This window comes from Photobacterium sagamiensis (assembly GCF_050337085.1).
Lineage (GTDB): Bacteria > Pseudomonadota > Gammaproteobacteria > Enterobacterales > Vibrionaceae > Photobacterium > Photobacterium sagamiensis.
In genome coordinates this window covers 1-22,138 of sequence record NZ_JAKJSP010000080.1, presented here as the reverse complement: position 1 = coordinate 22,138, position 22,138 = coordinate 1, and the positions used below count along the sequence as shown (strand labels likewise).

Annotated in this window: 20 protein-coding genes and 6 tRNA genes; 10 read left to right on the top strand and 16 right to left on the bottom strand. The window is 47.1% G+C overall.

The features are described from left to right. Window positions 1–23 precede the first annotated feature (23 nt). The 4 genes from L4D76_RS26960 to L4D76_RS26945 form a co-directional block, all read right to left on the bottom strand. Window positions 24–99 (bottom strand) — tRNA-His (locus L4D76_RS26960). Window positions 100–108: 9 nt separating this feature from the next. Further along, a tRNA-Pro gene (locus tag L4D76_RS26955) sits at window positions 109–185 on the bottom strand. A 109-nt stretch (window positions 186–294) separates the two neighbouring features. After that, window positions 295–371, bottom strand: a tRNA-Pro gene (locus tag L4D76_RS26950). Between the two features lie 131 nt (window positions 372–502). Continuing rightward, a tRNA-Pro gene (locus tag L4D76_RS26945) sits at window positions 503–579 on the bottom strand. Between the two features lie 410 nt (window positions 580–989). Here L4D76_RS26945 and L4D76_RS26940 point away from each other — a divergent pair. Then, window positions 990–1,130 (top strand): DUF3149 domain-containing protein, encoded by a 141-nt coding sequence (locus L4D76_RS26940; protein WP_318925453.1) that lies wholly within the window; start codon window positions 990–992, stop codon window positions 1,128–1,130. A 127-nt stretch (window positions 1,131–1,257) separates the two neighbouring features. Beyond that, window positions 1,258–1,839 carry a DNA endonuclease SmrA gene (gene smrA / locus L4D76_RS26935; protein ID WP_428443932.1) on the top strand — a complete coding sequence of 194 codons (582 nt, stop codon included), beginning with the start codon at window positions 1,258–1,260 and terminating at the stop codon, window positions 1,837–1,839. A 50-nt stretch (window positions 1,840–1,889) separates the two neighbouring features. On the opposite strand, the gene L4D76_RS26930 is transcribed toward smrA, so the two are convergent. The 5 genes from L4D76_RS26930 to L4D76_RS26910 all read right to left on the bottom strand — a co-directional run bounded on the left by L4D76_RS26930 (window position 1,890) and on the right by L4D76_RS26910 (window position 7,684). After that, the gene (locus tag L4D76_RS26930; protein WP_428443931.1) at window positions 1,890–2,504 is read right to left on the bottom strand and encodes a LysE family translocator; all 615 of its coding nucleotides are present in this window, start codon (window positions 2,502–2,504) and stop codon (window positions 1,890–1,892) included. Window positions 2,505–2,714: 210 nt separating this feature from the next. After that, complete coding sequence (locus L4D76_RS26925; protein ID WP_428443930.1) at window positions 2,715–3,644, bottom strand: LysR family transcriptional regulator; 930 nt, start codon at window positions 3,642–3,644, stop codon at window positions 2,715–2,717. A gap of 52 nt (window positions 3,645–3,696) precedes the next feature. Then, on the bottom strand, window positions 3,697–4,179 hold the full coding sequence (gene ybaK / locus L4D76_RS26920; protein ID WP_428443929.1) for a Cys-tRNA(Pro) deacylase: 483 nt from the start codon (window positions 4,177–4,179) through the stop codon (window positions 3,697–3,699). Between the two features lie 170 nt (window positions 4,180–4,349). Continuing rightward, window positions 4,350–6,023 (bottom strand): bifunctional UDP-sugar hydrolase/5'-nucleotidase UshA, encoded by a 1,674-nt coding sequence (ushA, locus tag L4D76_RS26915; RefSeq protein ID WP_428443928.1) that lies wholly within the window; start codon window positions 6,021–6,023, stop codon window positions 4,350–4,352. Window positions 6,024–6,328: 305 nt separating this feature from the next. After that, window positions 6,329–7,684 carry a Na+/H+ antiporter NhaC family protein gene (locus tag L4D76_RS26910; RefSeq protein WP_428443927.1) on the bottom strand — a complete coding sequence of 452 codons (1,356 nt, stop codon included), beginning with the start codon at window positions 7,682–7,684 and terminating at the stop codon, window positions 6,329–6,331. 295 nt (window positions 7,685–7,979) lie between these two features. Between L4D76_RS26910 and L4D76_RS26905 the strand changes: the two genes are divergently transcribed. Beyond that, window positions 7,980–9,878: a methyl-accepting chemotaxis protein gene (locus L4D76_RS26905; RefSeq protein ID WP_428443926.1), complete on the top strand. Its 1,899-nt coding sequence runs from the start codon at window positions 7,980–7,982 to the stop codon at window positions 9,876–9,878. A gap of 103 nt (window positions 9,879–9,981) precedes the next feature. Here the strand turns inward: L4D76_RS26905 and L4D76_RS26900 are convergent, their stop codons facing one another. The 7 genes from L4D76_RS26900 to hemA form a co-directional block, all read right to left on the bottom strand. Then, window positions 9,982–11,238: an aromatic amino acid transport family protein gene (locus L4D76_RS26900; RefSeq protein ID WP_428443925.1), complete on the bottom strand. Its 1,257-nt coding sequence runs from the start codon at window positions 11,236–11,238 to the stop codon at window positions 9,982–9,984. A 305-nt stretch (window positions 11,239–11,543) separates the two neighbouring features. Then, window positions 11,544–12,398, bottom strand: a complete 855-nt coding sequence (gene kdsA, locus L4D76_RS26895; protein ID WP_428443924.1) for a 3-deoxy-8-phosphooctulonate synthase — start codon at window positions 12,396–12,398, stop codon at window positions 11,544–11,546. Window positions 12,399–12,417: 19 nt separating this feature from the next. Beyond that, entirely contained in the window at window positions 12,418–13,227 is an 810-nt protein-coding gene (locus L4D76_RS26890) for a SirB1 family protein (RefSeq protein WP_428443923.1), read from the bottom strand. Between the two features lie 3 nt (window positions 13,228–13,230). Then, entirely contained in the window at window positions 13,231–13,611 is a 381-nt protein-coding gene (locus L4D76_RS26885) for a SirB2 family protein (protein WP_428443922.1), read from the bottom strand. Between the two features lie 10 nt (window positions 13,612–13,621). Continuing rightward, window positions 13,622–14,470 carry a peptide chain release factor N(5)-glutamine methyltransferase gene (gene prmC, locus L4D76_RS26880; protein WP_428443921.1) on the bottom strand — a complete coding sequence of 283 codons (849 nt, stop codon included), beginning with the start codon at window positions 14,468–14,470 and terminating at the stop codon, window positions 13,622–13,624. Next, on the bottom strand, window positions 14,470–15,558 hold the full coding sequence (gene prfA, locus L4D76_RS26875) for a peptide chain release factor 1 (RefSeq protein ID WP_428443920.1): 1,089 nt from the start codon (window positions 15,556–15,558) through the stop codon (window positions 14,470–14,472). The genes prmC and prfA overlap by 1 nt, the downstream gene beginning before the upstream one ends. Before the next feature lie 12 nt (window positions 15,559–15,570). Beyond that, window positions 15,571–16,833: a glutamyl-tRNA reductase gene (gene hemA, locus L4D76_RS26870; RefSeq protein WP_428443919.1), complete on the bottom strand. Its 1,263-nt coding sequence runs from the start codon at window positions 16,831–16,833 to the stop codon at window positions 15,571–15,573. Window positions 16,834–16,990: 157 nt separating this feature from the next. Here hemA and lolB point away from each other — a divergent pair, with 157 nt between their 5' ends. The 7 genes from lolB (at window position 16,991) to L4D76_RS26835 (ending at window position 22,108) form a co-directional block, all read left to right on the top strand. Then, a complete protein-coding gene (lolB, locus tag L4D76_RS26865) occupies window positions 16,991–17,734 on the top strand; it encodes a lipoprotein insertase outer membrane protein LolB (RefSeq protein WP_428443918.1) in 744 nt (247 codons plus the stop codon). Continuing rightward, window positions 17,731–18,624, top strand: a complete 894-nt coding sequence (gene ispE / locus L4D76_RS26860) for a 4-(cytidine 5'-diphospho)-2-C-methyl-D-erythritol kinase (protein WP_428443917.1) — start codon at window positions 17,731–17,733, stop codon at window positions 18,622–18,624. Before lolB ends, ispE begins: the two co-directional genes overlap by 4 nt. A 32-nt stretch (window positions 18,625–18,656) precedes the next feature. Next, window positions 18,657–19,604 (top strand): ribose-phosphate pyrophosphokinase, encoded by a 948-nt coding sequence (locus L4D76_RS26855; protein ID WP_428443916.1) that lies wholly within the window; start codon window positions 18,657–18,659, stop codon window positions 19,602–19,604. A 281-nt stretch (window positions 19,605–19,885) separates the two neighbouring features. Further along, entirely contained in the window at window positions 19,886–20,476 is a 591-nt protein-coding gene (pth, locus tag L4D76_RS26850; RefSeq protein WP_428443915.1) for an aminoacyl-tRNA hydrolase, read from the top strand. Window positions 20,477–20,497: 21 nt separating this feature from the next. Further along, a complete protein-coding gene (gene ychF, locus L4D76_RS26845; RefSeq protein WP_428443914.1) occupies window positions 20,498–21,589 on the top strand; it encodes a redox-regulated ATPase YchF in 1,092 nt (363 codons plus the stop codon). A gap of 308 nt (window positions 21,590–21,897) precedes the next feature. Beyond that, window positions 21,898–21,974 (top strand) — tRNA-Met (locus L4D76_RS26840). Window positions 21,975–22,023: 49 nt separating this feature from the next. Continuing rightward, window positions 22,024–22,108, top strand: a tRNA-Leu gene (locus L4D76_RS26835). Window positions 22,109–22,138 lie beyond the last annotated feature (30 nt).

Genomic DNA, 22,138 nt, shown 5'->3' with positions numbered 1-22,138 from the left:
GAAATGCATGCATTACCTGAATATGGGGTGGCTAACGAGGCTTGAACTCGCGACAACCGGAATCACAATCCGGGACTCTACCAACTGAGCTATAGCCACCATTGTAAGTGGTCGGTGAAGAGGGATTCGAACCCCCGACCCTCTGGTCCCAAACCAGATGCGCTACCAAGCTGCGCTATTCACCGACATTAGTAACGAGGTTCTAGATACTAGGTTCTAGGTGCTCGACACTTCTTTATATGTTTCAAATCTTACCAGATTGTTCTGCCCGACTTACATCCAACAGAAATAAAGTGGTCGGTGAAGAGGGATTCGAACCCCCGACCCTCTGGTCCCAAACCAGATGCGCTACCAAGCTGCGCTATTCACCGACATTAGAAGCGAGGTACTAGGTTACTAGATACTAGATACTAGGTACTAGGTTCTAGATACTCGACACTTCTTTGTATGTTTCAAATCTTACCAGATTGTTCTGCCCGACTTACATCCAACAGAAATAAAGTGGTCGGTGAAGAGGGATTCGAACCCCCGACCCTCTGGTCCCAAACCAGATGCGCTACCAAGCTGCGCTATTCACCGAACTATTTTTTGGCTTTTGGTGCCCTTGCCGAGGGTCGCCCTCTGGTCCGCTACTCCTAAAATCAGGATGCCCTACCAAACTGCGCTATTCACCGACTATTGTTTCGAGATATATGCAAAGAGTTGTTTCCTCTAAGCTCGTCACTCGATCCTCGACTCAGTATCTGTCGAGGCCGCCTATATTACTCAGCAATTAATTTTAAGCAAGTTTTACAATGCATTTTTTACTATTCAGGGATCAGTTGCTCATCAAACAATCAAAGTAGAGAAAACACCGTTAGTTAAGTGATCTCAAACGCATCACTTTGAACACAAATCAAACAACCCTCGAACCATTGATCCAGATCATCATAACAATTTCATTTCACTGGTTATCTTGTAACCACTATTCCACGACTTAAGGGCAGAGCATGGATTTTTGGTTAGATCTTCTATTTGGTAATGCCATAGGGCTCTCTTCAATGATCGTCATCTTTGGGGCGTTGGGATTAATGATATTTTTCGGTGGTTACTTTGTCTACAAAGTACTATCAGCACCCTCTCCTCACTAGAGCCATTTAGCAAAGTAATTTGCTTCCCAGGGTCAAACTGTCGGTCTTGACCCTGGATTTCTTTTTTCTTTATGCCTTGGTACATGGCTCGTATAATAACAATATCCTCCCCTAACTCCGAACCATCATGTCAGATAACGATGAATCAGATCTCTTCCGAGAGATGATGGCTGATGTATCACCGCTCAAACAAGACCAAGTCGAAGCGCATCATAAATACCAAGTAACCGAAGCGCACATAGCCAGACAAATTGCAGCACAGTCACTTACAGATAGCGACCCAGAATACCTGTCTCTTGATTACGCGAATATGCTAAAACCTGAAGATATGGTTGAATTTAAACGCGACGGTGTACAGGAAGGTGTGTTCAGGAAGCTACGTCTTGGCAAATACGAGATCCAGGCTCGTTTAGATCTGCATCGTAAAACCCTACAACAGGCTCGTGATGAAATACTGCAATTTCTAAAGCAGTGCCAGCGTATGGATGTACGTACGGTGATGATTATCCATGGCAAAGGTGAACGTTCTAATCCACCAGCGATGATGAAAAGTTATGTCACAACCTGGTTAGAACAGATTTCAGATATCATGTGTTTCCATTCTGCCCAGCGACAACACGGTGGGACTGGGGCGACTTACGTCATGCTCAAAAAGAGCCCGGAACGAAAACTGGAAAATCGCGAACGTCATCAAAAACGCCAACGCTAGTCTCTAGTCTCTAGTCTCTAGTCTCTAGTCTCTAGTCTCTAGTCTCTAGTCTAAGCTTGCCACACCACTCGAAATGCCAACAGTATCAATACAATGCCAGACAAACGATCAATCAGTTGCGCTTTGGTTCGTAACGTAGCCAGAACGCTGGGATTGGAGAGGACAATAGCAATAAAGGTGTACCATAAACCGTCCACTAACAAAGGCGTCGCGACAATAATCGCACGGCTCGACGCTTCTGTCCCCACGGCAACAAACTGACTGAATAGCGCTATAAAGAACAGGGCCAGTTTCGGGTTCAATAACGAAATCATTAAGCCGTCACGCGCCGCCTCGCTGAGACTCGCTTTTTCCCCGGCCGACAGTTTCGCCGCAACTCCCCCTTTGGAACGTAATGCATTAAGCCCTAAATAGGCTAAGTACGCCGCCCCCGCGTAAGAGATAAACATAAATAAAGTCGGTGACTGCTTTAATACCACGGCAAGCCCCAGCAAGGTCAGCAACGCATAGCCTCCCACACCTAAAGCATGAGCCCACGACGTAGCAATACCGTGAGTCCTCCCTCCGGCGAGACTATGCTTGGCAACAACCGCTAAACTGGGGCCCGGAGACATCGCCCCCAATATACAAATCATTAATAATGAAAGCCAAATACTCAGTGTCATGCCTTACTCCTTCTGCTGGGGAAATATACTCCAAATAGAACCACTATTCGCTCATAGGGTTGCCTTGCCTAAAAGCCACTGCATTCTCGCTGAACACTGCATCTTGAAGTGGATTGGGTATAACTTAACAAGCAGAGGTTATAATTAGAAATCAAAAGAAATCATTTCCGCTATGATAATTACTCATACCCAGTAAATACCACGCATAAACTACTCCGTACTCGTCACAGCCATTGAATACATAGAGTCCCTCATCAGCGTTAATACCAACTCTCTAAGCCATTGATGAGAAGGGTCATTGTCGTATTTAGGGTGCCAGATCAGCCAATATTTATGTTCTGGAACCGAAACCGGAAGCGAAAAATAGGTGATGGAAAACAACTGCTGCATATTCACTGCGATATGCTCTGGGATCACCAGCAACATATCCGATCGGCAGACAGCCGTTAATGCCGATGTAAAGAAAGGGACGGTAAATTGAATATGCCGGCTTTTCCCTTGCTCAGCTAAGCTGCGATCAACGAAGCTGTCTTTATCCCCGCCTCCGGTAACGGAGACATGGCTGAAACGCAAAAAGTCATCCAGGTTTAAGCTATCAGCCCCGGCTAAAGGGTGATCAGAGCGCATCACGCAAACCGGATGATCTGCCCCAATGGGCTCACCACACAGTCCATCAGGGATCTTCGGTAACATGGTCGACACCAGTTGAATATCCAGCTCAGCCAGTTGGTCAAATTGCTTAGGAGACCACAGCTGATAAGCCACATTGAGTAGCGGAGCCCGCTCTCTCAACCGATCAACAATATCAGGCAAAATATATTGCGCGACATAGTCAGATGATGAAAGCACAACCCGACCTTGCCAGTGCGCGGGTTGGAAATCCTCGGGCTCAAATAAACTATGACATTCAGTTAACAGCCCATCAAGTTTCAGCTTGAGCTGCTCAGCACGAGGGGTCGGCAATAGCCGATTCCCATCTCGAACCAGTAGCGGATCGTGAAATAACTCCCGAAGCTGGGTTAACTGACGGCTCACGGCAGACTGAGTGACATGCAACCGCTCAGCTGCACGACTGACATGACATTCTTCCAGTAACACTTGTAATGTCCGTAGCAGATTAAGGTTGTGATTTTTCATCATGTAAACCAACGACTGTATAGTTATCTGGACAAACGATATCGCTAATTTGCTTTTAACTCTTAGCTTTTGAAAGCGGCGCAAAACGGCCTTGGGTAAGCGACAGCAAATCTTTCGGAGCCAACTCAATTTCTAAGCCTCGACGTCCTGCACTGACACAAATCGTCTCAAATTGTTGTGCAGAAGCATCAATGAAAGTCGGCAAACGCTTCTTCTGCCCCAGAGGGCTGATCCCTCCCACAATATAGCCTGTTGTTTTTTCTGCTATTTGAGGGTCGGCCATATCTGCTTTCTTGCCCCCGGCAGCCTTGGCGGCGGCTTTAAGATCGAGCATGCCTGATACCGGAACAATTGCCACTGCCAGTTTTTTTGCATCACCATTGAGGGCAAACAATAATGTTTTAAACACCAGATCGGGATTGTGACCCAGCACTTCTGCGGCCTCTAAGCCGAAGTTAGTATTTGCCGGATCATGTTCATAGTGATGAACGGTAAAATTGATCCCATGTTTTTTGGCAAGTTTAATCGCTGGAGTCATTGTTGTTTACGCCTTAGATCGAGTGGTAATAATTTGTTCGTTTAACGACATTGTTTAACCACTATACCCAAACCACTCCAATATGCGAGATTCTGTCTTACTATAAATACCAGCGAAAAAAAACGGCACCCAGATCGCTGGATGCCGCTTCCAATTAACGCATAAGCCGATTATTTGTAAACCATTTCACCTTTTGGCGCGTAGGCATTTACATCAATTGGGCTGTTTGCCTGAAGGAACTCTTTCAGTACTTCAGCATCAACAAAACCCGTGTTTACGTGACCAGGGTGGCCTGCAACCTTCGGATAGCCATCACCACCGGCTGCGTTGAAGCTTGGAATCGTAAAGCGGTATGTCGCTTTTGGATCCAGCGCTTTGCCGCCAATTTTCACATCACGAACTGCACCATTTTCAACAACCATTGAAATACCGTAAAACTGAGCGTAAGCGCCAGAATCTACAGGTTTAGTTGCCACTACATTCAGATAATCGGTTACTTCAGTACCCGTCATATCCGTGTAAGTCACGATGTTTCCGAATGGCTGTACCGTCAATACGTCTTTATAGGTAATATTACCATCGGCGATAGAATCACGAACACCGCCAGAGTTCATTACAGCAAAGTCAGCTTTAGCGCGCTGCATGTGTGAGGCTGCAATCAGACGGCCCAGGTTAGTCTGCTGGAAACGAACCACATTACGATCACCTTCCAGCTTACCATTGGATTGGGCAATCTTAATATTCAACTGATCCTGACCTTTCTCCTGGTACGGTGTCAGGAAGGACAAGACTTCTTCGTCCTGAGAAATTTCATCCTCGATGAAGACGCGCTTCTTAGAGCCGTCAGCCATCTTCACTTTTTTCTTCAGGTTAATCGGGATCAGATCATAACTAACCATCTGAAGTTCACCGTTCTGGAACTCAAAGTCCGCACGGCCCACATATTTGCCCCACTCATGGGCCTGAACAATCCAGGCACCATTTTGCTGATCGGGCTGACACGCTTCGCCTGGGTTGAAGTTCTTGTTGTACATGTTAGGACCTTCCATGCAGACAGGCTCTTGCGAGTGGCCGCCGACAATCATGTCCAAATTACCTTCAGTAACGTAGCGCGCTAACGCAACATCGCCCGGCGCATTAACCCCGCGGTTGCCATTTTCGTAATGGCCCATGTGTGTTGCTGCGATGATAACATCCGGATTTTCTGTTTCTTTCAGTTCAGCGATGATCTTTTTCGCTTCTTCTTTTGGATCACGGAAATCAATGCCACCGATAAATTCCGGGTTACCAATTTTCGCTGTATCTTCAGTTGTTAAACCGATAACGGCGATTTTAATGCCTTGCTGCTCGAAGATCTGATACGGCTGGAACAAACGCTTACCGGTTGCCTTGTCATAGATATTGGCCGAAAGCATCGGGAACTCAGCCCACGCTTCCTGCTTACGCAGTACTTCCAGCGGGTTGTCAAATTCATGGTTACCCAATGCCATGGCATCGTAACCCAGCATGTTCATACCTTTAAAATCTGGTTCCGCATCTTGCAGATCTGATTCAGGAACGCCGGTGTTAATATCACCACCAGAAAGAAGCAACGATGTCCCACCTTCAGCGGCCACCTCTGTACGAATTTGTTCTAACAGCGTTTTACGTGCTGCCATCCCATATTCACCATTTTTATTTTGCCAGAAACGGCCATGGTGATCGTTGGTATGGATGATTGTTATTTTATACGTCTTATCAGCATCCCATGCTGGAGAGGCGTTATCAGCTTGACTCGCACAACCAGAAAGCGCAGCAAGTAAAGCTGCGCTTAATACTGCTTTGGTAAATAGGCGTTGCTTCATGTTTTTCACCTTAATCATGTGTTTTTTATTTATTATTTATTATTTATACCCAAGGTATACACCACTGCCTGCATTCCTTGCAGTTAAGTCTGACCTATGAAATGCAGATACAAACAGGCCTCAGTTTAAATTAATTAAATACGGGTTGCGGGTTCATTTCATCAATCTGTTGACCAGATCACTTTACAGAAAATCCCATTACGCCAAACATCTATTACAAGCACAAAAAAGCTCCGTCAGTGCGGAGCTTTTGATAGCATTATTAGTTATCTTGAATATCAATCAAGCACTTGTATAAACCTATATTAAGCGCAAACCAATTTACGGCTTGGATGTTTCAATAGCACAGCGACCACAGCCGCAATGGCCAGGAAGAAACAATAATAAGAGTGGCTCACGACTTCCAGTGGCGATAAGCCAAATACTGATCCCAATAGTAATGCTTGTGCGCCATACGGCAATACGCCCTGAATGACACAAGAGAAGATATCCAGCAGACTGGCTGCACGGCGTGGTGTGACACCATTTTCTTCAGCTAATTCTTTTGCAACACCACCGGACACAATAATGGCCACCGTATTGTTCGCTGTACAACAGTTCGTCAGGCCAACCAGACCGGCGATACCCAGCTCACTCGCACGTAGATTCTGTTCATTACTATGATCTTTGCTAAACAGACGGATAATGCGACTGATCATCTGAGTCAGGTAAGCCAAGCCACCTTGCTGACGCATCAACTCACTAATACCGCCAATCAGCATCGACAGCAGGAAGATTTCCTGCATATTGCCAAAGCCGGCGTAGATATCTTTCGCATATGTCGACAAGGTATACTCATCTGCAGACATCAGACCCACACCACCTGCCAGCAAAATGCCCAGGCTTAGCACCACAAACACATTCAGACCAGAAACGGCCAGTACCAGAATTGTGATATAAGGCAATACTTTCAGCCACTCAACATCACCAGCAGCAGGTACCTCTGTTACCGCACTGCTGAAGGCAAAAACGGCAATCGCAAACAGTGCTGCCGGCAGAGCAATACGGATATTCTCGCGAAACTTATCGCGCATCTGACAACCTTGCGACCGGGTCGACGCAATCGTGGTATCAGAGATAATAGACAGGTTGTCACCAAACATCGCACCGCTGAGTACGACACCGGCAGTCAGCGCAACATCTATCCCTGCAGCCTGCGCAATACCTAACGCGACAGGTGCAACAGCGGCAATGGTTCCCATTGATGTTCCCATCGCTGTCGCTATAAATGCAGAAATCACGAAGATACCTGGTAAGATCATGCTAGCAGGCAACATTGAAAGGCCAAGGTTCACGGTAGCATCAACACCGCCAGTGGCTTTAGCAACCGCCGCAAACGCCCCAGCAAGCAGGTAAATCATACACATAGCAATAATATCGCTATGGCCTACCCCCTGTAAAAACTGTTCAATAGCCTTATTAAGCTTTTCTTTGCTTAATAACAGCGCGATGAGAACAGCAGGCAAAGCGGCAACAGGTGCCGGTAACTGGTAGAACGCGAAGTCTACCCCTTGCATAGTGAGATAGCTCCCCACACCGATAAATAAGGCGAGGAAAATGCCTAAAGGCAGCAATGCAAGTGCTGAAGGCTTAATCGTTAATTGTTGTGTTGTGTTCGACATGATGACTACAGGACATCTATTTTAAAATTTGCCCTAGACTAAAACTTCCCTCTATACGTGTCAACATCTAGACGTCTAAACATCTATATGTTCATGCCCTAAAAGAATATGTAATGACATTTCGGCAAGGACGATTTTTTGACACCAATCACAAGGTGCGTCAATAAAAAACCGTTTAATTAACATGATTAAAAAGGGAAAAGCATGTGCCACTTTCGCGTGCATATTGTTCAAATTCTCTATAGAATTCGCCGCTTAAAAATGACTTTTTCCATCCCGCCCTCTGAGATCCAAAATGAAATTATCCTTAAAGCACAAACTCATTGGTGCCAGCTTATCTGCGGTCGTCGTAATGGCCACAGCACTAACCTGGCTAGCCGCCGATCAACTTTTTGACCAAACCCGCAGCAGTATTTACTCGCGAGCTGACAGCCTGGCGGCTGCGGCAACTGAAGGGATTTCAGACTGGATTTCTATCCGTAGCGACATTGCAAGTGCGTTCAATGACTATAGCACTGAAGCGGATGTCGTACCGTTTTTACAACAAGCACGTAAAGCCGGTGGCTTTGACGATATCTTTCTGGGCACTCCCGCTGGTGGGATGTACCGCTCGCACCCGGAAAGAAACCGCGCCGATTACGATCCCCGTACCCGCCCTTGGTACCGTGACGCTCAAAGCGCCGGTAAACAGATCATCACCACGGCATATCGCGATGCAATCACTAACGCACTGTTAGTTACCATTGCAGAGCCCGTGATGAAAAACGGCACCATGGTGGGCGTTGTCGGTGCCGACGTACTTATCGATCAGTTAATCAATGATGTGATTAACCTCGATGTTGGTGACAATGCTTATGCGATGCTGATCAATAAACAAGACGGCACTTTTCTAGCCCATCCGGATCAATCTTTGCTGCTAAAACCAATCAACAGTTATAGCAAAGAGATCAACATGTCGATTATCGAAGCCAGCCTGCAAGGCAGCAAAGATCAGGGTAACCGTATTAATGAAATCACGATCAACGGACAAGCAAAGCTAATTTACTTTGCTAACGTACCGAACACCGACTGGATCCTCGGTATCGAAATGGATCGCGCAACAGAAGAAGCCAGCCACACCAGCCTGCTTCGTCAGCTGATCATCACTGCAATCGTGATTACCCTGATTGTGGTAAGTGCCGTAGCCTGGTTAGTCGGTTTCTTATTCCGTGACTTAGGCCGCGTATCTGAAGCACTGGCAAAAATTGCCACCGGTGAAGGCGATCTGACTCAGCGTCTGGAACCACGCAGCGATGATGAAGTGGGTCAGCTGGCCCACAACTTCAACCGCTTTGTCGGCAATATGCACGGTATGGTCACCCGTCTGAGCGAAGTGTCTGCGTCACTGAACCAGCAGTCGCAAATAACGGCTTCACAGGCAGAAGAGCGCAGTACCCGTATTCAGCATCAGCAAGATGAAATCAATATGGTGGCAACGGCGATTAATGAAATGGCGGCCGCTACCCAGGAAATTGCCAATAATGCCGAGAACACGGCAAGCACATCGGGCGAAACCGTTACCGTTTCTGAACATGGTGCCACTCAGGTAGGCCAGAGCCAGCAATCTATCTCCAGTCTGGCCCGTGAGGTTGAAACGGCAACGGAAGTGATCGGAGAGCTGAATACTCACGCTCAGAGCATTAATACGATTCTGTCGACGATTCAGGGCATTGCCGAGCAGACAAACTTGCTGGCACTGAATGCGGCAATCGAAGCCGCTCGCGCCGGTGAGCAGGGCCGTGGTTTCGCCGTGGTAGCTGATGAAGTACGTGTACTGAGCCAACGTACCCATGCTTCTACCCAGGAAATTCAGCAGATGATTGAAACTCTGCAGCAGACCACCGGTCGTGCAGTTGGGATCATGGAAGATAGCCGCCACCTGGCTGAAACCAGTGTTGACGACGCGAATGCCGCCTCTGCAAGCTTGTCACAAATCAACAATGCAGTGACCAATATCAGCGATATGGCAACCCAAATCGCTTCTGCTGCAGAAGAGCAATCATCGGTAACCGAAGAGATCACCCGCAATACCGAAGGGGTTCGTGACGTTTCAAACGAATTAGCGATTGAAGCCGATGAAGCCGCACAGCAAGCTGCTGAGTTATCTAACCTGTCGCACGAACTGCAGCAGGAAATTAACCGCTTTAAGTTGTAGGTTCTAGGTTCTAGGTTCTAGGTTCTAGGTTCTAGGAAAAGAGTAAGAACCGTCATAGAGAATCAAAAGGGAGTGCTATTATGGCACTCCCTTTTCTTTGTTATTAGAATAACTTAAACAGGATCGCAGATACTGCCAACAATCCCATCACCAGAATAAAGTAAGTGCTGAACTTGCCACGATAGCACTTCAACGCATCCACGTTATATACCGCAATCATTGGCATGATAAACAAAATCATCGCAATGACAGGGCCAGAGAAAGCTTCCATCATGCCTAAAATACTCGGGTTCAACACTGCGGCCCCCCAAATACTGAAGAACATGAATACAATACCCAACCAATCCGCTTTCTTGGCACTTAACTGCGATTGCTTTTTCAGCATGCCGTTTAAACTTTCCCGCGCCCCTAAAAAGTGACCGAGGAAAGAAGATGAAATCGCAATAAAGGCGATCAATGGGCCGAATGCCACAATAACCTGGCTGTCATGGACATTCGCCAGATATGATAATACCGATACGTTTTGCGCCTTCGCTTCCAGAAGCTGCTCGGGGCTTAAACTCAGTACACACGAGAAGACAAAGAACAGAACAAATGAGATCAGCATGACAGAGGTGCGTTTTAAGATTTGCTCTGCTTTAGGTGTGGCATGTGAACCATAATGACGACGCTGTGCACCTGCAAAGCTTGAAATAGCAGCCGCATGGCTGAATGCAAAGACGGTAACAGGCACCGCCAGCCAAAGTGTTGCCGTAAATTGCCCAGCGTCAAATGAGGCTGATAATTCAGGTAAACGCCAGTTTGGAACCAAATAAAGAGACAGGCCGGCCAAGATAATCGCTAACGGGTAAACAATAATCTCAAACGCCCTCAGCATGACTTTTTCACCTGCCATCATGATGGCAATCATACTAAAGACCAGCCCACCAGAAAGCAGTACCCGCGGTGGTGAAGCCATGCCTAGCTGGTTGACGATAAAGCTGTCAACCGTATTGGTGAGGCCCACACCATAGATCAGTAAAATAGGAAAAATCGACAGAAAATAGAGAACCGAAATAATACGTCCGGTCGAGGTACCAAAGTGCTCTTCAACCACTTCCGTAAAGTCAGCTTGTGGGCGAGATGAGGAAAGAACAAACCGTGCTAATCCACGGTGAGCAAAATACGTCATTGGGCCTGCAAATATCGCCATCAACACTAGCGGCCAGAATCCACCCGCACCAATATTAATCGGTAAAAATAAAATTCCCGCACCGACGGCGGTACCAAATAAGCTCAGCATCCAGCTTGTATCATGGCTATTCCAGCGAGATAACGACGCTGACTCATTGCATAAAGGTATATCTTGGTATAATGACACGTAACATCCAACTTCTACGAAATTTATTCGGGGAGAAGTATACAGTTGCAGAATTTAATTCTCACAGAGCAGGCGTGACAGATATCACTCCCTCAATAGCCTATAGTAGGTGCATCATCCAATATCTTCCTGATGAATAATGAATATCACCACTAATAGATCAACAGTTAGAGTGATCGTCCGAATTTTTCATAATGGTAATATTTTATATAAGCAACTAAGATCGTTTGAAATAGAAACAACTCAAAAAAAACGGCTAAGCAGAATTCTCTACTTAGCCGTCTAGGTCTTAAGCTGTTATCAACTTATTGAATATCGATATGCTCAAAGCTTTTAATCAGATCATCGAGCTGTTTGATCTGCGCCAGGAACGGCTCTAGCTTATCTAACGGGAAGGCCGATGGGCCATCACAACGTGCTTGATCGGGTGTTGGGTGTGCTTCCATAAACAGACCCGCAATACCTGCAGCAATACCAGAGCGTGCCAGATCAATCGTTTGTTCACGACGGCCACCAGAAGCGGCACCCAGTGGATCACGGCATTGCAGGGCATGGGTGACGTCAAAGATGATAGGGCTGCCTTTCGAGGCTTTCTTCATCACGTCAAAGCCAAGCATATCGACAACTAAGTTATCGTAGCCGTGCAACACACCGCGCTCACATAAGATCACATTGTCGTTGCCACACTCAGCAAACTTCTCAACAATATTACCAACCTGACCCGGGCTCATAAACTGAGGTTTCTTCGCATTGATCACAGCACCGGTTTTCGCCATCGCTTCAACCAAATCAGTCTGGCGCGCCAGGAAAGCAGGCAGCTGGATAACATCAACCACATCAGCGACAGGTTGCGCCTGATGAATTTCGTGGATGTCAGTGATGATCTTTACGCCAAAGGTATCTTTCAGTTCCTGAAAAATTTTCAGGCCTTCATCCATACCCGGACCACGGTATGAACGTACCGATGAACGGTTAGCTTTATCGAAAGAAGCCTTGAAAACGTAAGGAATACCTAATTTATTGGTTACTTCAACGTAATGCTCACAGATCTGCATAGCCAGATCACGAGACTCAAGCACGTTCATACCACCGAACAAGACAAAAGGCTTGTCGTTAGCTACGTCAATGTCACCAATACGAACAATTTTTTGTTCCATCATGTTTATCTTCTCGTTTTAATTAATGCAGGGTAAGAGGCTCTTCATTTAACGCCTGAACCTGCAACTTAAGCAATTCTGCCGCCGGATCTTCCGGGCATTGCTCGATGAAATAGGCATAATCTGTCGCTGCGGCATGGCTGCAATCTAACTGCTGATAGATATAACCACGATCGCGGATTTCATGCGGATCGTCAGGACGGATAGATAAAGCTAAGTCACTGCAACGCAAAGCATCAGTATAATGCTCTTCACGTAATAGTGCGCTTTTCAACACCGTTAGCCAGCGAGCCAGGATGTCTTTGTTATCCGCAGTGGCGAAATGCTCATCTTTGAGCTCTGTAAACGGACCTTTGTAACCAATAAGCCATCCACGCAAGGTACGTAAACTGATATATTCACCATCAAAGGGATTGATAAACTGCTGTTCGCCATCGTACCAATCGACTTTCAGAATGTACTGGGTCGGAAACCCGACACTGGTGACCGGTAGTTCCAGATGACGCGCTAAGTATAGAAAAATCGCACCAAGGCTGACCGGAATCCCTTTCTTGCGCTGCAGCACTTTATCCAGCAACGCATTTTCAGAAGAGAAGTATTGCTGATGATCGCCCTGAAATCCCCATTCACGATAAAATAGTCGTAACAGACCTTCCAGTCGCAGTCTTGGGTTTGGCTCATCCATCAACGTATGTTCAGCTTCCTGAGCGAGCTTCTTTAGCTGAAGACGTACCCAGGCAACAGGAAAAGCCGGTTCGACAGCAGCAGTGATTTCCATTGCCCCTTCCACCAGCTCCATCTGATCCAACTCGTCATCATTAAACTGCAACATGACTTACCCCAGAAATGACGTTTTCGTTACTGCAATATTCGCAGCCGCCATCACCCAACCTAATGCCCCGAAGAAAGCAAAGGTCTTAAATACCTTGTTCTTGCCATATTTCAGGGTAAAAAAGCCCAGTGCAAGATAGGCCAGTACGCAGCTCAGTTTCTGGGTAAGCCAGCTACCTGTTTCGGTGAAAGGCATAATCCCAGACATCATAATAAGTCCGATGCCAGACAATAGCATTACGCTATCAACCACATGTGGTGTGACTTTGAAGAATTTTTTCTCCGTCAACTGAGAATTAGCCATCATCAGGCAATAACGGGCAACAAACAGTAATATACTTAATGCGATTGCTGCCTTATGAAAATCTATCATTACATCGTACATATTTCTCTCTCTATCCTTGCCAGCTGCCCATGGTGACTCGATCGAGCCCGGCATAATCTTGTGCTGTTGAGACCAGGTGATAACCCAGTTCCTGTAAAATGGTGCGTACCGCTTCCCCTTGCTCAAAGCCGTGTTCCATCAGCAACCAGCCTCCTGGTTGCAAATGTTGACGTCCTTGCTGGCTGATGATCTTAATATCAGCCAGGCCATTATCGTCAGCAACCAGCGCACTTTTCGGCTCGAACCGTACATCGCCCTGGGACAAATGCGGATCAGCTTCATCAATGTAAGGTGGATTGCTGACAATAACGGCAAACTGTTCAGTTTCAGCCAATGGGGTGTACCAGCTTCCAGCGAGGAAACGGGCATTGCGAATATTTAACCGCTCACTGTTTTCCGTTGCCAGCGCAGCCGTTTCAGGGCGAAGATCGATCCCCGTAACCTGAATATCAGCACGCTCTGAAGCAACCGCTAACGCAATAGCGCCAGTACCTGTGCCTAAATCCAATACCGAACAGGGTTGGGCCGGAATTTTCTCCAAGGCCAGTTCAACCAGACGCTCGGTATCCGGCCGCGGGATCAGCGTCGACGGCGAGACTTTCAGCGGCAGTGACCAAAATTCACGTTCACCCAGAATGTAAGCCACCGGCTCACCCGCCAGGCGTCGCCTCAGTAATGCATCAAAAGCCGCGTATTGCTCCTCTTCCAGCTTTTTTTCAGGCCAGGTTAGCAAGTAGCTACGGGGTTTATCTAATACATGGCACAGCAATACCGCCGAATCTAACTGCGGGCTATCAGAACCCGCCTTCGTTAATTGCAAAGCGGTTTGCTTTATCAGCGCTTCAATGCTGAGTGACATTACTGTTGCTCAGCCATCGCAGCCAGTTCGTCTGCTTGGTGTTCTTGAATAACAGGTTGAATCAAGCTATCCATATCCCCTTCCATCACTTCATTCAAACGATAAAGAGTTAAGGTGATACGGTGGTCTGATACACGACCTTGAGGGTAATTATACGTACGAATACGGTCAGAACGATCGCCCGAACCTAACAGGTTGCGACGGGTGCTTGCTTCTGCTGCATGACGTCTTTCTTCTTCCGCTTTGGTTATACGTGCAGCAAGAACAGACATCGCTTTCGCTTTGTTCTTATGCTGTGAACGTTCATCCTGACATTCCACCACAATACCCGTTGGTAAGTGAGTAATACGAATAGCAGAGTCGGTGGTGTTTACGTGCTGACCACCTGCGCCTGATGAACGGAACGTATCTATTTTCAGATCGCCAGTATTAATTTCAGGAACTTCCGCTTCAGGAATTTCAGGCATTACTGCAACAGTACATGCTGACGTGTGAACACGGCCTTGTGATTCTGTTGCTGGTACACGCTGTACACGGTGACCACCAGACTCAAATTTCAAGACGCCGTAAGCACCGTCGCCACTTACCTTAGCGATCATTTCTTTGTAACCGCCCTGCTCAGAACGGTTTTCATTGATCACTTCAATACGCCAGCCACGACGCTCTGCATATCGGCTGTACATACGGAACAGATCACCCGCGAAGATACCCGCTTCATCACCACCCGCACCGGCGCGAATTTCAACAAAGCAGTTACGATCATCATTCGGATCTTTGGGGATCAGCAATACCTGCAGTTCATCTTCAAAACGGAGAATGCTGGCTTTGGCTTCTTTGACTTCTTCCTGCGCCATTTCGCGCATTTCAGGATCGTCTTCATTGGCCATTTCTTCCGCCGCTTCCAGATCCTCTTGAGCTTGCTGATAAGCCTTGAAGCACAACGTGATCTCTTCTAGCTGAGAATACTCTTTAGACAGGGCACGAAACTTATTTTGATCGCCGATGATGCCTGGATCGCCAAGCAAATGCTGAACTTCTTCGTAACGCTCAACCAGGGTTTCTAATTTAACTAAAATTGATGAGTTCATAGGGTCTTTAAATTAACTTTTAATCGAGTCCAAACCCAGACTTTCACGAATAACAACCAGTTTTTCCGGTTCACCATTGTGAGCCGCCTGCTGCATCGCACGGGTTGGCGCGTGAATGAGTTTATTGGTCAGTTTGTTACTTAACTCCGCCAGCACTTTTTCTGGCGCAGCGCCATTGGCAATCGCCTGCAAACTACGGTTAAGTATGTCATTTTTAATTTCGTCGGCATAAGATCGGTACTGACGAATACTGTCGACGGCTTCGAGTGAACGCAACCAACTCATAAAGGCGGCGCTTTCCTCGCTCACAATGGCTTCAGCCTGAATCGCGGCGACTTTACGTTGCTCCTGGTTCTTTTCAACAATACTGTGCAGATCATCCACTGAATATAGATAGGCATCGTTCAGATCACCGACCTCTGCTTCAATATCCCGCGGTACCGCAATATCAACCAATAACATTGGCTGATGACGGCGGGCCTTAATCGCATTTTCCACCATGCCTTTGCCGACAATCGGTAACGGGCTGGCCGTCGAGCTGATCACAATGTCAGCACGGTGCAAATGTTCAGGGATGTCTGGCAGGCCAATCACTTCCGCGCCAAATTCATCGGCCAAACCTGCGGCTCGCTCTTTACTACGGTTCGCTACAATTAACTGATTGCAGCCCTGCTCAACTAAATGGCGGGCAACCAGATCAATGGTTTCCCCGGCTCCAATCAACAGCACAGTCGCTTCAGACAGCGATTCAAAAATTTGCTTCGCAAGTGTACAGGCCGCAAAAGCCACTGACACCGCATTACCGCCAATATCTGTTTCAGTACGAACACGTTTCGCAACCGTGAAAGTTTTGTGGAACAGTTTTTCCAGCATGCCATGAACAGCTTCTTGCTCTCGTGAGTCAGAATAAGCCTGCTTTACCTGGCCTAAGATTTGTGGCTCGCCAAGTACTAAAGAGTCCAGCCCGCACGCAACACGCATCAGATGACGTGCAGCCGCCTGTTCTTCATGAAAATATAAACTGGGCATCAACTCCTCAGCAGAGAGCTGATGAAAATTAGTCAGCCAGTCAATCATGATCCCCGGCCCAAGCTGTGTCACATCGCAGTACACTTCCGTACGGTTACAAGTAGATACAATGATACCACTTGTCACTTCAGGGTGAGCTGCTAACTGCTGTAACGCTTCATTCAGTTTATCCGGTGAAAAAGCCACTTTTTCACGCAGATCGACAGAAGCCGTTTTATGGTTAATTCCTAATGCAAGCAGGGTCATGGAAACGGTGTACCAACTTCGCCGATGAAAAGATCTAAGGCGGGATTTTACTTGATGCCCCACAGTAATAAAAGGAGCCAGATGTAATCAATATGGCATAGCCACACATTTGTCGGATTTTAAGGGCGATTTTTTTGTTCCAATCGGGATTATTTTTTTGAAATTACGCTTTTATTTGGCTTATTGGGCAATTAGAGATATTGTTTGCGACAAACCAATCAACGAATCGTTTGATATGCCCGCAATCTCCTCTTTTCGATTTTTTCAAGGTCGATCTGCTCTGGGTCGAAGCTCTCATGTCCGTGCATGGCGTTTCATTGGTCTTTCACTTATTTTTTCTCTCATCACCGGCTGCGCCCAGCAACTCCCCCTCGTGACTCAGACCGACTGGCAAAGCCATGAACAAGCCCTTCAGCACCTGAACCACTATAAAGCGACAGGGAAACTCGGCTACAAAGACCCTGAACAGCGCTTTGGTGCCAATCTGTTATGGCAAACCGCGCCTGAGGCAGATCGCCTGTTACTGACTAACTTTTTGGGTAAAACCTTACTCAAGCTCGATACGACACCGACCAGAACAACGCTGATTTCCCATGAAGGAAAACGTTATAAAGGTTCGAATGCCTCCGTGCTGGTACGCGACCTAACCGGTATCAACTTGCCAATTGAACAAATGCGTGACTGGCTGATCGGACTGCCGACAGACGCTGACTCCTACCAGCTCAATGGTGAAAATCGCGTCGCCTATCTGGCCAAACAAATTGACCATCAGTTATGGGAGGTGGATTACCAGGAATACGACTATTCCACCACGCCATCGCTTCCCAAGCGCATCATTTTAAAACAAGACAAGCAACGTATTACTCTCGTCATCAATGAGTGGGATTTAACACAGCAATGAGCAACACCATGCCCCCCCGCAACCCAATATTGAACCGTACAACAAGCTGGCCTGCACCGGCTAAGTTGAATTTATTTCTTTACATCACCGGTCGTCGCCCGAACGGCTACCACGAGCTGCAAACACTGTTTCAGTTTTTAGATCACGGCGATACTCTGACCATAACCGCTAACGATTCAGATGAAATAAGCCTGACACCGGCCATTGACGGCGTAGAGACCAAAGATAATTTGATTTATCGTGCTGCCGATGGCCTGCGTAAAGCGGCTAACCTGACAGCGGGGGCCGATATTCATATTGATAAGATCCTGCCAATGGGGGGCGGCTTAGGTGGCGGCTCTTCCGATGCGGCAACCACGCTGGTTGCCCTTAATTATTTATGGCAAACCAAACTCAGTGTCGATCAATTGGCAGACATTGGGGTGGCTCTAGGTGCCGATGTGCCGGTTTTTGTCCGCGGCTTTAGCGCATTCGCAGAAGGTATCGGCGAACAGTTACACCCTGCCGAGCCGGAAGAGAAGTGGTTCTTAATCGCAAAACCGGATGTCAGTATTGCCACTGGCGATATTTTCACCCACCCGGATTTACCCCGAAATACAGAAAAACGCAGTCTGAAAGCCCTTTTAGAGGGGATTTACGAAAACGATTGCGAAAAAATCGTCAGAAGACTGCACCCCGAGGTTGATAAGGCGCTTTCGTGGCTGTTAGAATACGCGCCGTCGAGATTGACTGGCACTGGCGCTTGTGTGTTTGCTGAATTTGGCACTCAACAAGAAGCCGATGCAATACTGAAAAAATTACCTGACTGGCTCCAAGGATTTGTCGCAAAAGGTGTCAACACATCTCCCCTATTGACAACCTTGAACACACTTTCTACGGATTGTCAGTAACTACAACTTGGACGCAACCTGAGGTTTCCACCGTGCCTGATATGAAGCTGTTTGCTGGTAACGCTACACCAGAACTAGCCCAACGCATTGCTGACCGTCTATACATTTCACTAGGAGACGCGACAGTTAACCGTTTTTCCGATGGTGAAGTGTGTGTTCAGATTAATGAAAATGTTCGTGGTAGTGACGTATTCATTATTCAATCAACTTGTGCGCCAACCAATGACAACTTAATGGAATTGGTTGTGATGATCGATGCGCTACGCCGTGCTTCTGCTGGCCGTATTACCGCTGTTATTCCTTACTTCGGTTATGCACGCCAAGACCGCCGTGTCCGTTCGGCTCGTGTGCCTATTACGGCTAAAGTTGTAGCAGATTTCCTTTCTAACGTAGGTGTTGACCGCGTTCTGACTGTTGACCTGCACGCAGAGCAAATCCAAGGCTTCTTCGATGTGCCTGTAGACAACGTTTTCGGTAGCCCTGTTCTGCTAGAAGACATCCTGGCGAAAAACCTGGAAGATCCAGTGGTTGTTTCTCCAGACATCGGCGGTGTTGTACGTGCTCGTGCTATTGCAAAACTGCTTGATGATACCGATATCGCCATTATCGACAAACGCCGCCCACGTGCGAATGTTTCTCAGGTAATGCACCTGATCGGTGACGTTGAAGGCCGTGACTGTGTGATTGTTGATGATATGATCGATACTGGCGGTACACTGTGTAAAGCAGCTGAAGCGCTTAAAGAACGTGGCGCTAAGCGTGTATTCGCTTATGCAACTCACCCGGTCTTCTCTGGTAACGCCGCTAAGAACATCAGCGAATCAGTGATCGACGAAGTTATCGTAACCGATTCAATCTCTCTTTCTCAGGAAATGATTGATACCGGCCGCGTTTCGGTACTCACTCTTTCTGGTATGCTCGCCGAAGCAATTCGCCGTATCAGCAACGAAGAGTCTATTTCTGCAATGTTCGAACATTAATCGCTGATCTACCTGTCATTTCAACTCGCAGCGGTTTCGCTCGAGAGTCATGAGATGAACAGTAATGAGCATTGATTCGAACAGGCGATGAACCTCAAACGCCTCGCACTATGCGAGGCGTTTTTTTATTTGGTTCTTTAACAATCGCGGTGATCATACCAATCTGATTCAGATTGGTATAACATATCGCGCGTTTTGAGCCCTGATACCAATCGTATTTAATGCCTGATCATGTAGTGGCTCTGCTTTAATGTGATTGGTATATGACTAGAGAGACAAGCGTGAGTAACAATATTCGTCTATTGGTAGGTCTGGCCAATCCAGGTCCTGAGTATGCTAGAACCCGTCATAATGCGGGAGCGTGGGTGGTGGAAGAACTTGCTCGTGTTCATAATATTAACCTGCGAGAAGACGCTAAATACTTTGGCCGAACCGGTCGGATCACGACTGACGGTCACGATCTTCGCTTGTTGATCCCTAGCACTTTTATGAACCTGTCAGGAAAATCTGTGGCAGCGCTGGCGAAATTTTTCCAAATTCTGCCAGAAGAGATATTAGTAGCACATGATGAACTGGACTTGCCTCCGGGTGTCGCCAAATTCAAAAAAGGCGGCGGTCACGGTGGTCACAATGGCCTGCGTGACATCATCAGCAAAATGGGTAATAACAAAGAATTCTATCGTCTGCGTGTCGGTATCGGACACCCCGGCGACAAAAGCAAAGTCACAGGCTTTGTATTAGGTAAAGCGCCAGCCAAAGAGCAGGAAAATATTGATGACGCTGTTGATGAAGCAGTGCGTTGTATGGATCTGCTGTTAAAAGACGGGCTGAACAAAGCGCAAAATCGACTACATTCATTCAAAGCAGAATAATCACCAAAAGGGTTTCCAACCATGGGTTTTAAATGCGGTATCGTGGGTCTGCCAAACGTTGGTAAGTCCACACTATTCAACGCCTTAACCAAAGCGGGTATCGAAGCAGCAAACTTCCCGTTCTGTACTATCGAACCAAACACCGGCGTTGTACCTGTGCCAGATCTTCGTTTGGATGCACTGGCGGAGATTGTTAAGCCACAACGAATTCTGCCAACAACAATGGAATTCGTAGACATCGCAGGCCTGGTTGCCGGCGCATCAAAAGGGGAAGGACTGGGTAACAAATTCCTGGCTAATATCCGTGAAACTGATGCGATTGGTCACGTTGTTCGCTGTTTTGAAGATGACAACATTGTTCACGTTGCGGGTAAAATACACCCGCTGGAAGATATTGAAGTTATCAATCTTGAGCTGGCACTGGCTGATCTAGATACCTGTGAGCGTGCTATCTTCCGCCAGGCGAAAAAAGCAAAAGGCGGTGATAGCGATGCTAAATTCGAAACAGCAGTACTTGAAAAGCTACTTCCTACTTTAACTGAAGGCGGCATGGTTCGCTCGGTTGAACTGAGTAAAGAAGAGCTGGCAGCTATTGATTACCTGCATTTCCTGACAGTTAAGCCAACCATGTATATCGCAAACGTCAGCGAAGATGGTTTCGAAGATAACGAATACCTCGATATGGTTCGTGAATTTGCAGCAAAAGAAAACGCGGTTGTCGTGCCGATTTGTGCCGCTATCGAGTCTGAAATTGCTGAACTTGATGATGCCGATCGTGAAGAGTTCCTTGCCGATATGGGTATCGAAGAACCCGGTCTGAACCGTGTGATCCGTTCTGGTTACGAGCTGCTGACGCTGCAAACCTACTTCACGGCAGGCGTGAAAGAAGTACGCGCATGGACGATCCCTGTCGGCGCGACTGCACCGCAAGCCGCAGGCAAGATCCACACAGACTTCGAAAAAGGCTTTATCCGTGCAGAAGTTGTCGGTTACGACGCTTTCATCGAGTTCCAAGGTGAAAGCGGTGCTAAAGAAGCGGGTAAATGGCGTCTTGAAGGTAAAGATTACATCGTTAAAGATGGCGATGTTGTCCACTTCCGCTTTAACGTATAAAGCAAAAGCGTACCAATATCGGCAATTCAGAGCCTGATAATGATAAGCCAGCAGAAATGCTGGCTTATTTTGTATTGATTCTACAACGAACGGTGTAATGGCTCCCTCTCAATTTTGGTAGTTTCCTGTTGGAAAATGGGTTTTCGGTCTGGCATTTACACATTTCGTCCAAATATCAATCGAACAAACAAATTTTCGATAGATATCGAAAAAAACTGTTGACGGTTTTTGCTGGTATGAGCATAATGCGCCCCGTTCCCAAGACAGTGGTCAGCTAAGAACACAGTTGAATGGAACAAAAAAAAGATGGCTACGTAGCTCAGTTGGTTAGAGCACATCACTCATAATGATGGGGTCACAGGTTCGAATCCCGTCGTAGCCACCATCTTCACTCTCTTAGAGTTGAAGCATCGCAAGATGTAAAAATACCAGATGCGGAAGTGGCGGAATTGGTAGACGCACCAGATTTAGGTTCTGGCGCCGCAAGGTGTGAGAGTTCAAGTCTCTCCTTCCGCACCATTCTCTTTGCGAAGAGAACTGTTCTTAAGT